Below are 12,592 nucleotides of genomic sequence, written 5' to 3'. Positions count from 1 at the left end.
GACGGCGCCAGGTACGTCACAGCCCTCACCCAACCGGCCTTCGCACGATGCCCGGGTGACATCTGCCACCGATCCCCACCCCCACGCCGAGACCGTGTCCCCCGACTGGCCGCCACCGGTCCCCGCCGCGGCATCCCCGGACAAGGCCCCGCGCTGGTCGCTGCCCGCGCTGCTCGCGATCCTGGTCCTGGCCGGCGTCCTCTACAGCTGGAACCTGTCCGGGGCCGGCCTGAACAGCTTCTACAGTTCCGCGATCTACAGCGGTACGCAGAGCTGGAAGGCCTGGTTCTTCGGGTCGCTCGACGCGGGCAACTTCCTCACGGTCGACAAGCCGCCGTTCGCGCTGATGGTCATGGGGCTGTCGTGCCGGATCTTCGGCTTCGGCACCTGGCAGATGATGCTGCCCGAGGTGGCGGCCGCCCTCGGCACGATCTGGATCCTGCACGCCTGCGTGAAGCGGGTGTTCGGGCACGCGGCGGCCGCGATCGCCGCGCTCGTCCTCGCGCTGACCCCGATCACCGTCGCGATCAACCGGGACAACAACCCCGACACCCTCCTCGTCCTGCTGATGGTCGGCGGCGCGGCCCTCGCGCTGCGCGCCGTGCGCACCGACAGGCTGCTGCCGCTCATCGGCTCCGCGGTCCTCTTCGGCCTCGCCTTCAACACCAAGATGCTCCAGGGCTACATCGCACTGCCGGCCGTCTTCGCGGTGTACGTGTACGCCTCGAAGCTCGGCTGGAAGAGGAAGGCCGTCAACCTGGCCCTCGCGGCTGTGGCGTTGGCGGTCTCCAGCTTCTGGTGGGCGACGGCGGTCTCTCTCGTGCCCGCCGACGACCGTCCCTACATCGGCGGTTCGACGGACGGCTCCGCCTGGAACCTGATCATGGGCTACAACGGCCTGGGCCGGGTCCTCGGCGGCGAGGGCAACGGCGGTGGCGGGGGCGGCGGGGGCGGCACCTTCGCCGGCACCGCGGGGCTCGGCCGGATGTTCAACGACATCCTCGGCGGCCAGATCTCCTGGCTGATCCCCTTCGCCCTCCTCGCGCTCGTCGCCGGCCTGGTGCTGTGCGGCCGGGCCCCGCGCACCGACGCCACCCGCGCCGCGCTCGTCCTGTGGGGCGGCTGGCTGGTGCTGCACTACCTGACCTTCGCGATGGCGGAGGGCACCATGCACCCGTACTACACGACCGCGCTCGCCCCGGGCATCGCGGCGCTGACCGGCGCGGGCGGCGTGATGCTGTGGCGCGCCTTCCGCGGCGGTGACGCCCGCTGGTCCTGGGTGCTGCCGGCCGGGCTCGCGGTCACCGGCGTCTGGGCGATCGTGCTGCTGCGCCGGGCCACCGGCTGGAACACCTGGCTGTGGCCGATCGTCGGTGTGGTCATGGTCCTCGCGATCGCGGGCCTGTTCGTCTTCCGTACGGCGGGTTCCGGCACCAGGGCGCGGCTGCTCGGCGTGTCCGTCGTCGCGGCGATCGTGGCGGCCCTCGCGGGCCCGACGGCGTACGCCGCCTCGCCGGCCTTCTCCACCACCACCGGCGGTATGGGCGGCACCAACCCGACGGCGGGTCCGTCGACCGGTGGCGGCATGGGTGGTCCCGGCGGCGGTGGCGGCCGGGGCGGCTTCGGCGGCAACGGCGGTGGCCCCGGTGGCGGGCAGGACGGCACCCAGCAGGGTGGCCGGGCGGCCGGGGAGTTCCCCGGCGGCAACGGCGGCGGCCAGATGCAGCCCGGTGGCGGCACCGGTGAGCTCCCGCAGGGCGGCGCACCCGGCGGCACGAGCGGGGAACTCCCGGGCGGTGGCACGGCTCCCGGCGGCACCGGCGGCATGACCGGTGGCCCCGGTGGCGGTGGCGGTGGCATGGGCGGCAGCGTCGACAGCGCACTGATCTCGTACCTGGAGAAGCACCAGGACGGCGCCAAGTGGCTGCTCGCGGTGTCCAATTCGCAGAGCGCCGGCCAGCTCATCCTCAGCACGCACAAGCCCGTCATCTCCATGTGGGGCTTCACCGGCACCGACAAGGCGATGACCCTCGCCCGGCTCAAGGAGCTGGTGAAGAAGGGCGAGCTGCACTACATCCAGCTCGGCGGCGGCGGTATGGGCGGCAACAGCAGCCTCAGCCAGGAGATCACCAGCTGGGTGCAGAAGAACGGCACGGCGGTGAAGGAGAGCGACTACAGCACGAGCAAGAGCTCGGCGTCCGACACGAGCACGTCGACGGTCTACCGCCTGGACCCCTCGGACGTCGGCTGACCACCCATCCCGCTGTTGTAGGGGACGCCGGTGAAGAACCACCGGCGTCCCCTACAACCCTTGGGCCCCACCAGAGGTCTCTTGATCGCCAACGGGCCGTGTCCCAGAGGACAACACACGGCAAACACGGACGGTTGGCACCCCATCGACGCGGATGCCCGCCAGGCATCCCCCGCATGCCGCAGGAGAACCCGCATGCACCAGTACCGCCATCCGTACCTGCGACTCGCCCTCGCGACGGCCGCCGCTGCCGCGCTGACGGGCGGTCTGCTCACGGTCTCGGCGACGACGGCCACCGCCGCCGACTCGTTCAAGGTCGCGAAGGCCGACTTCAACGGCGACGGCATCGGCGACATCCTCGCCACAGCCGCCGGCGCCTCCGTCAGCGGCCACGCCAACGCCGGCCAGGTCGTCGCCCTCTACGGCAGTCGCACCACCGGCGTGACCTCGGCCAAGCGCTCGGTCCTCAGCCAGAACTCCGGCACCGTGCCCGGCAGCGCCGAGACCGGCGACTTCTTCGGCGGCGCGACGGCGTACGCCGACTTCAACGGCGACGGCTACGACGACCTCGCCGTGGCCTCGCCGTACGAGAAGGTCGGCACCGACACCGACGGCGGCGCCCTCGCGATCCTGTGGGGCTCGGCGAGCGGCCTCACCGGCAAGGCCAGCAACGTGCCGGACCCGGCCGTCTCCTCGCACGACAACTGGGGCCTGTCCCTGGCCGCCGGCGACTTCGACGGCGACGGCAAGGCCGACCTGGCCGTCGGCAGCTCGGCCGCCACCCTCTACGTCTACAAGGGCGGCTTCAGCAGCTCCACCGGCCAACCCGGTGGCCGCTACACCGTCAAGCCCCCGATCCAGCCCGGCTCGGCCGGCTTCCCGTACGGCCCGGAGCAGCTCACCGCCGGCGACGTGAACGGCGACGGCCGCACCGACCTGGTGGTCGACGGCTTCGAGACGCAGACCCAGAACGGCTGGAACACCAACTACTTCGTCCCCGGCACCGCGAGCGGTCTGAGCGTCGCGAGCGTCAAGACCCTCAAGCCGGGCATCGTTACCGGCATCGGGGACATCAACGGCGACGGCTACGGCGACATCGTCACCGGCGCCGGCTGGGACGCCACCACCAGCGACGGCCAGGCCATCCCGGACGCCGCGAACGGCGGCAAGGTCAGCATCACCTACGGTTCCGCGTCGGGCCCCGCCTCGACCACCGGCATCACCCAGAACACCGGGAACGTCCCCGGCAGTTCGGAGAAGGGTGACGCCTTCGGCTGGGACCTGGACCTGGGCGACGTCAACGGCGACGGCTACCAGGACCTGGTCGTCTCCACCCCGAACGAGGACCTCGGCAGCGTCACCAACACCGGCATGTCGCCGTCATGTACGGCTCCGCGAGCGGCATCAACACCTCCACCGGCCTCCAGGCCTTCGGGCAGAACACGACGGGCGTCCCCGGTACCGACGAGAAGGGCGACCTGTTCGGCGCCGACGTCAAGCTCGACGACGTCAACGGCGACGGCAAGGCGGATCTGGTCGTCGGGTCGTACGAGGACGGCGGCGACGGAGCGGTGACCTACCTGCCCTCCACCGGCACGAAGATCGGCACGACCGGCGCCCGCACCCTCTCCGTGACCGCGGTGGGCGTCTCCACCTCCGGCGCCGCACAGTTCGGCGCGCTCTTCGCCGACTAGGCACTGCCGTCACATTTTCGCGAACGAGACGAACGACCACTGGCCTGACCACAAAGAACGCGATCGCCTTCGGCCCGTCTTCCCTGGGCGTCTCGACGTCCGGCTCCCCGAAACCGGGCGCAGTCCTGCTCCACTGAGCCTTTCTCCGTGAATCCCCCCGGCGCCCTTGGGCCCCGGGGGGCCGGTGGCGGGTGGCGGGTGGCGGGTGGCGGTCAACTCGCGTAGACAAGGCCTGATTTGCCGTTTCAGGTCACCCAATGGACACGCACCATCCATTTACACGGCCGCATGTCCATGTCACGCTCCCATCTGCCGCCTCCATTCAACCCGCGTAGATGGGACCCCCCTCATGCCGGCGACACGCATCCGTAGTTGGAAGTCGGTGGCGCTCACCACCGCCGCCGTGCTGGTCGGGCTCGCCGCCCCGGTCGTGACCACGACCCCGGCCGCCGCCACGACGACCGCGTACGACTCGACGTACTACAAGAACGCGGTCGGCAAGACGGGCACGACCCTGAAGTCCTCCCTGCACACGATCATCAGCGCCAACGTCTCGAAGATCTCGTACTCCGCGGTCTGGGACGCGCTCAAGGTCACCGACCAGGACCCGAACAACAGCAGCAACGTGATCCTGCTGTACAGCGGTGTCTCCCGCAGCAAGTCCCTCAACGGCGGTGACGTCGGCGACTGGAACCGAGAGCACGTGTGGGCCAAGTCCCACGGCGACTTCGGCGAGGTGACCGGGCCCGGCACCGATCTCCACCACCTGCGCCCCGCGGACGTCCAGGTCAACAGCATCCGCGGCAACCTCGACTTCGACAACGGCGGCAGCACCGTCACCAACGGCGGCGGCAGCACCGTCGACTCCGACTCCTTCGCGCCGCGCACCGCGGACCGCGGCGACGTGGCCCGCATGATCCTCTACATGGCCGTGCGCTACGACGGCGGCGACGGCTTCGCCGACCTGGAGCCCAACGAGAAGGTCGGCAACGGCTCCAACCCCTACATGGGCAAGCTCTCCGTCCTCAAGGCCTGGAACGAGGCGGACCCGCCGAGCGCCTTCGAGGAGAAGCGCAACCAGGTCATCTACGACACCTACCAGCACAACCGCAACCCGTTCATCGACCACCCGGAGTGGGTCGAGGCGATCTGGTAGGAGCCCGGCTACAGGTGCGTGGGTGCGAACATCCGCAGCACCGCCGGCAGGACCACCACCGAGGGCCCCGGTGAGCCGAGCGCCTTCGACAGATCGTCCGCGAGGTCCCCGGGGGTCGTACGGACCCCGGGGACGCCGAAGGACTCGGCCAGTGCCACGTAGTCGGGGCGGGTCAGCTCCGTCCCCGTGGCCTGGCCGAAGGCGTCCGTCATGTACTCGCGCAGGATGCCGTAGCCGCCGTCGTCGACGATCAGCCAGGTGACGTTCAGGTCGTACTGGCGGGCCGTCGCCAGCTCGGCGATCGAGTACAACGCCCCTCCGTCACCCGACACCGCCAGCACCGGGCGCGAAGGGTCGGCCACCGCCGCGCCCAGCGCCGCCGGGAAGCCGTAGCCCAGACCTCCGGCGCCCTGGGCGGAGTGGAGCAGGTTGGGCCCCTTGGCGTCGAACGCCGACCAGGCCCAGTACGCGAGGATCGTCATGTCCCAGAAGGACGGGGAGTCGGCGGGCAGGGCCCTGCGGACCGACGCCAACAGCTCCTGTTCCAGGGTGAGTTCCTGGGCGGCGATGCGGTCGGAGACCTTCGCGAGGACGGTACGGACCCGCTCGGCCGCCGTCGCGTCCTCCCTCGGTGACACCGTCTCCAGCAGCGCCTGCAACGCCAGTCGGGCGTCCGCGTGGATGCCCAGCGCGGGGTGGTTGGACTCCAGCTTGCCGAGGTCCGCCTCGATCTGCACGACCCGGCCTCGCGGCTTGAACGTGTGGTAGTTCGAGGAGAGTTCGCCCAGTCCCGAGCCAACCACCAGGAGGACGTCCGCGTCCTCCAGGAAGTCCGTGGTGTGGCGGTCCTCGATCCAGGACTGGAGGGACAGGGGATGCGTCCAGGGGAAGGCGCCCTTGCCGCCGGGCGTGGTGACCACCGGGGCCTGGAGCGTCTCCGCCAGCTGTCGCAGCTTGCGGGACGCGTCCGCCCGTACGACTCCCCCGCCCGCGATGATCGCCGGCCGGGCCGCGTTCGACAGCAGGTCGGCCGCCACCGCGGTGAGTTCGGGACGCGGAGGCAGCTCCTCGGGGAAGGCGTCGCCGCCCGTCACCACGGGGATCAGGGTCTCGGCCAGCAGCACGTCCTGCGGGATCTCCACCCACACCGGGCCGTGCGGGGCGGTCAGCGCCGACTTCCAGGCCGCCTCGATCGCGGAGGGGATCTGGGACTGGGAGCGGACGGTGTGCACCGACTTCACCACGCCCCTGAACGAGGCCGACTGGTCCGGGAGTTCGTGCAGATAGCCGTGACGGCCGCCGCCCAGTCCGGCGGACGGGATCTGGCTGCTGATCGCCAGGACGGGCGCCGAGGCCGCGGCCGCCTCCTGAAGAGCGGCCAGGGACGTCAGCGCGCCGGGACCGGTCGACAGCAGCAGCGGCGCCGCCTCCCCCGTGATCCTGCCGTACGCGTCCGCCGCGAAACCCGCGTTGTTCTCCACCCGCAGGCCGATGTAGCGCAGGTCGGAACGCCGGAGCGCGTCGAACACGCCGAGCGCGTGCTGGCCGGGCAGGCCGAAGACGGTCGTCGCGCCGAGCGCGGCCAGCGTCTCCACGACCAGGTCTCCGCCGCTGCGGCCGGGAGGCGGGTTCAGCGCGGCCTCGGTCTGGGCGGCGGTCGGGCGGAGCACCAGGTCGTGGTCGTGAGTCACTGCGCGCGGGCCTCTGCAATCTGGCGGGACATGATCGTGGTCAGTTCGTATGCGGTGTGGGAGGCCGCCACCGACGTGATCTCCGCGTGGTCGTACGCGGGGGCCACCTCGACGACGTCCGCCGACACCAGGTTGCACGATGCCAGACCCCGCAGGATCTCCAGCAGCTCGCGGGAGGTCATGCCGCCCGCCTCGGGGGTGCCCGTGCCGGGCGCGTGGGCCGGGTCCAGGCAGTCGATGTCGATGGAGATGTAGAGGGGCCGGTCGCCGACGCGCTGGCGGAGCTGGTCGGCGATCTCGTCCACACCGCGCCGCATGACGTCCGCGGACGTCACGATGCCGAAGCCCATCTTCTCGTCGTCGGTGAGGTCCTGCCTGCCGTACAGCGGCCCACGGGTGCCCACGTGGGAGAGGGCGGAGGTGTCGAGGATCCCCTCCTCCACCGCCCGCCGGAACGGCGTCCCGTGCGTGTACTCGGCGCCGAAGTAGGTGTCCCAGGTGTCGAGGTGGGCGTCGAAGTGCAGCAGGGCGACCGGTCCGTGCTTCTTCGCGACGGACCTGAGCAGCGGGAGGGCGATGGTGTGGTCGCCGCCCAGGGTCATCAGGCGGGCGCCGGTGCCGAGGAGGTCGTCCGCGGCCGCCTCGATCGTCTCGACGGCCTCGTGGATGTCGAACGGGTTCACGGCGATGTCGCCGCCGTCCGCCACCTGCGCCAGCGCGAAGGGGGACGCGTCCTGCGCCGGGTTGTAGGGCCTGAGCAGCCGGGACGCCTCACGGATCGCGTTGCCGCCGAAGCGGGCGCCCGGCCGGTAGGAGACACCCGAGTCGAAGGGCACACCCACGACGGCGACCTCGGCCCGCCCGACCTCGTCGAGGCGCGGCAGCCGGGCGAAGGTCGCGGGGCCGGCGTAGCGCGGGATGCGGGAGGAGTCGACGGGGCCGCGGGGGGTCTCGGGGGAGCTCATGGTCGTATGCCTTCCTTCTGTCGTGCTGTTCAATACCGACCGGTCTACCGGGATGCCGGAACCGGCTCGGGAACACCGCGCCCGGCGAGACGCTCGCGCCACGCTTCGAGTACGGCGGTGTCGGTCGCCGGCGTCGCCAGGGATACGGCGACGTAGACGGCCAGGGAGGCCAGCAGGCCGTAGTACACGGGCTCGTTGGCGAGGATGCCGTAGCCGGCCATCAGACCGATCACGGCGAGGCCGCCGACGATCACGGACGCCAGCGCGCCCTGAGCGGTGCCGCGCCTCCAGAGCAGTCCGCCGAGGATGGGGACGAGGAGGCCGCCGACCAGGAGGTTGTAGGCGACGGTCAGCGCCTCGACGACGTTGTTGAGGGCGATCGCCGTGCAGATCACGGCCACGCCCATGACGAGGATGAAGGCGCGGTTGCCCCGAACCTCGTCGCGCTCCCCGTCGGCCGGCCTCCCCCGCAGGCGCGACCAGATGTCGTTGTTCGCCACGGTCGCGCAGGCGATCAGCGCGCCGGAGGACGTCGACATCACGGCGGCGAGCGCGGCGGCGAGCACCAGGCCCCTTACCCCGACCGGGAGTTCGTCCTTGACGATGGTCGCGAAGGCGTCGTCCGCGTTGGCCAGGTTCGGGTAGAGGACCTTGGCGGCCGTACCGATGACCGCGCCGGCGAGGGCGTACGCGAGACAGTAGGTGCCGGCGACCGTGCCGCCCCACTTGGCGGTCGTGTCGCTGCGGGCGGTGAAGACGCGCTGCCAGATGTCCTGACCGATGAGCATGCCGAAGGTGTAGATCAGGACGTAGGTGAAGATCGTCTCGCCGCCGATGCCCAGCGGGTCGAAGTACCCGGTGGGCAGCTTGGCCTTCATCTCGTCGAAGCCGCCCGCCTTGACGACGGCGATGGGCAGCAGCAGGAGCAGTACGCCGATGGTCTTCACGACGAACTGCACCATGTCCGTGAGGGTGATGGACCACATGCCGCCGAGGGTCGAGTACGCGACGACGATCGAGCCGCCGAGGACGATCGCGACGGTCCGGTTCATGTCGAAGAGGACGTCGAAGATGGTGGCGTAGGCGATGGTCGAGGTGACCGCGAGCATGAGGGTGTACGCCCACATGACCACGCCGGAGATGACCCCGGCCCGGCCGCCGTACCGGAGATCCAGCATCTCGGAGACGGTGTAGACCTTGAGGCGGGCGATGCGGGCGGAGAAGAAGACGGACAGGGCCAGCAGGCCGAGGCCGATGGTGAAGACCATCCAGGCGCCGGACAGGCCGTACCGGTAACCGAGGCCCACGCCACCGATGGTGGAGGCGCCGCCGAGGACGATCGCGGCCATGGTGCCGGAGTACATGGCGGGCCCGAGGCGGCGCCCGGCGACCAGGAACTCGCTCTTGGACCTGGCGCGGCGCATGCCCCACCAGCCCATGGCGAGCATGCCGGCCAGGTAGACGACGATGACGGTGTAGTCGACGGCCATGGGGCCCTCCTTCTGCCGGTCTGCGTCGACAGTAGGTGGCCGGAAAGCGGCTGCGAAGTGTACGTTTCATCCATTCGAGCCGTACTGGATGGAGGGAACGTCCACCATGCCGGACCCGGCCGTCCCACCCACCCCACCGGTCCCGCTGGCCGCGCTGCTGGCCCGCGAGGATCTCGGGCTGCGGCAGATCGCGGGCCCCGCGGATCCGTACGCGGTCGTCCACTGGGCGCACACCTCGGAGATGGCGGACCCGTACCCGTATCTGCTGGGCGGTGAGCTGCTGCTGACGGCGGGGGTGCACATCCCGGAGGCGGCGGGCTCGGGCACGTATTTCGACGACTACGTCTCCCGTGTCGTCGAGGCGGGCGGAGCGGCCCTCGGATTCGGTGTGGCCCCGGTGCACGACACGGTCCCGCGTGCCCTGGTCGCGGCCTGCGACTTCTATGAGCTGCCCCTGATCGAGGTCCCGCCCCGGACCACCTTCTCCGCCGTGGCCCGCGCGGTCTGGCAACTGATGGCCCAGGCCCGCCACGCGGAACTGCGCCGCGTCACCGAGGCCCAGCAGAGCCTGGCCGCGGCCGCGTCCCGCCCCGACCCGGTGCCGTCGGTACTGCGGCAGCTGGCGCAGCGGGTCGGGGGGTGGGCGGTGCTGTACGGCCCGGACGGGGTGGAGGTCGCGGCCGCCGGACGACTGGTGGGGACGGCCGCCCGGGAGGCGCTGACCGGACTCGCGGAGGTCGTACGCCCCTCCGGTCCCGGGACGCCGGCCTCCGCCAGCCATGCGACCGCCGGCGTCCATCTCGCCGCGTACTCCCTCGGCGCCGGACATGGCTTCGTGCTCGGCCTCGCCGCCCCGCAGCGGGATCCCGGCGACCACACGATCGCCTCCGTCGCCGCCGTGCTCCTGTCCTTGCTCACCGGTGAGCATCAGAGCGGGTCCGGGGCGGCGCGGTCGTCGGCGCTCGTACGGCTGCTGCTGGGCGCACCCGCCGAGGACGTGGCCCCGCTCCTCGGTGGCGAGCGGTGGGTCGTCGTGCACGCCCGGCCCGACACCCTCGCCGCTCCCGACCCCGTCGCCGCCTCCGCGCTGGGCGCGGCACTCGGGTCGCCGATGGTGGACGTGGCCCGGGAGGTCGTACGGGTCCTGCTGCCCGCCGATCCTGAACCGGCCCCGCAGCCGGGGTGGACGCTGGGCGTCAGTGCCGTCGCCGGACCGCGGGAGTGGGCCGCCGCCGACGTCCAGGCGGGCCGTGCGCTGGCCCGCGCCCGTGCGACCCGGGCCGGGCTGGTCCGGTACGGGGCCCGTCCCGCCCTCGCCGATCTGGTGCCGGAGGCGGACGCCGAGGCACACGCCAGGGCGCTCCTGGCCCCGCTCGCTCCCGCCCTCGCCGAGACCCTCCGCACCTGGCTGTCCCTGCACGGCAGCTGGGACCGGACGGCGGTCGCGCTGGACGTGCACCGCAACACCGTCCGGCAGCGGATCGCGAAGTGCGCGGCGCTGCTGGAGGCGGACCTGGACGACCCGGACGTGCGGATGGAGCTGTGGTTCGCGCTGCGGCGACCATGATCACGTGACCCGCGTCCCAGCGTGCGGGATGCGCGGCGATCCGGTGAAGGCGTGCCCCAGAATGGAGACATGCCGATACCCGGGACACCCAGCCGCGCCGAGCTCGTCGACCACCTTGTGAAGACCCGTATCGCGGGTGAGGTCGCCACCCCGCGTGAGAACAACCTCTCCCACTACCGCCAGCTGGCGAACGGCAACCGGCACTACTGGTTCGGCCTGGAGCTCGGGGACCGCTGGAGCGACGAGCAGGACGTGCTCGCGGTGATGGCGGAGCGGGTGGGGGTCAACGACGACCCGGAGTACCGGTACGGCCAGGACACCATCGACCCCGAGCTGACCGTCGGCGGCCTGGAGCGCATGGCGGCCCGGCTGCGGAAGGCGGCGGACGGACAGCAGCGGGTGCTGTTCGCCACCGGCCACCCCGGCGGCATGCTGGACGTCCACCACGCCACGGCCGCCGCGCTGCGCACGGCCGGCTGCGAGATCGTGGTCATCCCGGACGGGCTGCAGACGGACGAGGGGTACGTGATGCAGTTCGCGAACGTGGCGGTCCTGGAGCACGGCGCGACGCTGTGGCACACGCATTCCGGCGACCCCATGAAGGCCATCCTCACGGCCCTGGAGCGGGAGGGCCGTCCGCTGCCCGACCTGGTCGTCGCCGACCACGGCTGGGCGGGCTACGCCGGACAGCACGGCGTGGACTCGGTGGGCTACGCCGACTCCAACGACCCGGCACTGTTCCTGGCGGAGGCCGAGGGGACGGTCCAGGTGACCGTGCCGCTGGACGACCACGTGGTGAGCCCTCGCTACTACGACCCGATGACGGCGTATCTGCTGGCGGAAGCCGGCCTGGCCTAGACACGGGCCCCGAGGGCGGCCGTCACCGGGGCGCGCGGACCACGCCCTCCTGGATCACCGAGATGGCCAGCCGGCCGTCCTGCGTGTAGATGCGGGCCTGGCCGAGGCCGCGGCCGCCCTGGGCCGACGGGGACTCCTGGTCGTACAGGAGCCACTCGTCGGCGCGGAAGGGGCGGTGGAACCACATCGCGTGGTCGAGCGAGGCCCCGACGACGTCACCGACGGCCCAGCCGCCGCGGCCGTGCGCGAGGAGGATCGAGTCGAGGAGCGTCATGTCGGAGACGTACGTGGCGAGGACGACATGGAGCAGCGGTTCGTCGACAGCACCGCCGAGCTTGCCGTTGGTGCGGAACCAGACCTGGGAGTGCGGCTCGCGCGGCTCGCCGAACTTTCCGTACGGCGGGTCGTCGGCGTAGCGCAGGTCGATCGCCTCGCGGGCCTCCAGGAAGCGCTCCACGACGGCCGGGTCCAGGTGGTCGTAGCCGCGCAGCCGGTCCGCCGAGGTGGGGAGCGTGGCCGGGTCGGGGGCGGTGGGCATGGCGGCCTGGTGGTCGAAGCCCTCCTCGTGCCGCTGGAAGGAGGCGGAGAGGGCGAAGATCGGCTGGCCGTGCTGGACGGCGAGGACCCTGCGGGCGGTGAAGGACCGGCCGTCGTTCATGCGGTCGACGGTGTAGACGATCGGCGCGCCCGGGTCGCCGGGGCGCAGGAAGTACGCGTGCAGGGAGTGGGCGAGCCGGTCCTCGGGGACCGTCCGCCCGGCGGCGACCAGCGCCTGCGCGGCGACCTGCCCGCCGAAGACGCGGGGGACGACGGCGGCGCGGGAGTGGCCGCGGAAGATGTTCTCCTCGATCTGCTCGAGGTCGAGCAGATCGAGGAGATCCTGAAGTGCCTGGCTCATGGGGTTCTTTTGTACCGGCCGG

8 protein-coding genes and 1 pseudogene are annotated in these 12,592 nt (G+C 71.7%); 5 read left to right on the top strand and 4 right to left on the bottom strand.

The window, feature by feature from the left end:
- Window positions 1–55 precede the first annotated feature (55 nt).
- The 3 genes and pseudogenes from AQJ46_RS09740 (at window position 56) to AQJ46_RS09730 (ending at window position 5,101) form a co-directional block, all read left to right on the top strand.
- A complete protein-coding gene (locus tag AQJ46_RS09740) occupies window positions 56–2,251 on the top strand; it encodes an ArnT family glycosyltransferase (protein WP_059205188.1) in 2,196 nt (731 codons plus the stop codon).
- Between the two features lie 195 nt (window positions 2,252–2,446).
- Window positions 2,447–3,945, top strand: a pseudogene (locus AQJ46_RS09735) (FG-GAP and VCBS repeat-containing protein).
- Between the two features lie 349 nt (window positions 3,946–4,294).
- Entirely contained in the window at window positions 4,295–5,101 is an 807-nt protein-coding gene (locus AQJ46_RS09730) for an endonuclease I family protein (protein WP_059205187.1), read from the top strand.
- Between the two features lie 8 nt (window positions 5,102–5,109).
- Here AQJ46_RS09730 and AQJ46_RS09725 read toward each other — a convergent pair whose 3' ends face one another.
- From AQJ46_RS09725 to AQJ46_RS09715, 3 genes are read right to left on the bottom strand one after another with little or no spacing between them, the layout of a single operon-like run.
- A complete protein-coding gene (locus AQJ46_RS09725) occupies window positions 5,110–6,792 on the bottom strand; it encodes a thiamine pyrophosphate-binding protein (protein ID WP_059205186.1) in 1,683 nt (560 codons plus the stop codon).
- Window positions 6,789–7,757, bottom strand: a complete 969-nt coding sequence (gene speB, locus AQJ46_RS09720) for an agmatinase (protein ID WP_059205185.1) — start codon at window positions 7,755–7,757, stop codon at window positions 6,789–6,791. Before speB ends, AQJ46_RS09725 begins: the two co-directional genes overlap by 4 nt.
- 44 nt (window positions 7,758–7,801) lie before the next feature.
- Window positions 7,802–9,247, bottom strand: a complete 1,446-nt coding sequence (locus tag AQJ46_RS09715; protein WP_059205184.1) for a sodium:solute symporter — start codon at window positions 9,245–9,247, stop codon at window positions 7,802–7,804.
- Window positions 9,248–9,353: 106 nt separating this feature from the next.
- Here AQJ46_RS09715 and AQJ46_RS09710 point away from each other — a divergent pair, with 106 nt between their 5' ends.
- Both AQJ46_RS09710 and AQJ46_RS09705 read left to right on the top strand, forming a co-directional pair.
- Window positions 9,354–10,814, top strand: a complete 1,461-nt coding sequence (locus AQJ46_RS09710; RefSeq protein ID WP_208616907.1) for a PucR family transcriptional regulator — start codon at window positions 9,354–9,356, stop codon at window positions 10,812–10,814.
- Between the two features lie 69 nt (window positions 10,815–10,883).
- The gene (locus AQJ46_RS09705) at window positions 10,884–11,672 is read left to right on the top strand and encodes a phosphatase (protein ID WP_059205182.1); all 789 of its coding nucleotides are present in this window, start codon (window positions 10,884–10,886) and stop codon (window positions 11,670–11,672) included.
- 22 nt (window positions 11,673–11,694) lie between these two features.
- Here the strand turns inward: AQJ46_RS09705 and AQJ46_RS09700 are convergent, their stop codons facing one another.
- Window positions 11,695–12,570: an acyl-CoA thioesterase gene (locus AQJ46_RS09700; RefSeq protein WP_059205181.1), complete on the bottom strand. Its 876-nt coding sequence runs from the start codon at window positions 12,568–12,570 to the stop codon at window positions 11,695–11,697.
- Between the last annotated feature and the right edge of the window lie 22 nt (window positions 12,571–12,592).

It is taken from the genome of Streptomyces canus (genome assembly GCF_001514145.1).
Lineage (GTDB): Bacteria > Actinomycetota > Actinomycetes > Streptomycetales > Streptomycetaceae > Streptomyces > Streptomyces canus.
The sequence above is the reverse complement of the archived record's forward strand: the minus strand, read 5'-3'. Positions and strand labels throughout refer to the sequence as shown.

Excerpts from the sequence above, each read along its gene's own strand:
- AQJ46_RS09730 (WP_059205187.1), top strand. The coding sequence starts at position 4,295 with ATGCCGGCGACACGCATCCGTAGTTGGAAGTCGGTGGCGCTCACCACC.
- speB (WP_059205185.1), bottom strand. The coding sequence starts at position 7,757 with ATGAGCTCCCCCGAGACCCCCCGCGGCCCCGTCGACTCCTCCCGCATC.
- AQJ46_RS09715 (WP_059205184.1), bottom strand. The coding sequence starts at position 9,247 with ATGGCCGTCGACTACACCGTCATCGTCGTCTACCTGGCCGGCATGCTC.
- AQJ46_RS09710 (WP_208616907.1), top strand. The coding sequence starts at position 9,354 with ATGCCGGACCCGGCCGTCCCACCCACCCCACCGGTCCCGCTGGCCGCG.
- AQJ46_RS09705 (WP_059205182.1), top strand. The coding sequence starts at position 10,884 with ATGCCGATACCCGGGACACCCAGCCGCGCCGAGCTCGTCGACCACCTT.
- AQJ46_RS09700 (WP_059205181.1), bottom strand. The coding sequence starts at position 12,570 with ATGAGCCAGGCACTTCAGGATCTCCTCGATCTGCTCGACCTCGAGCAG.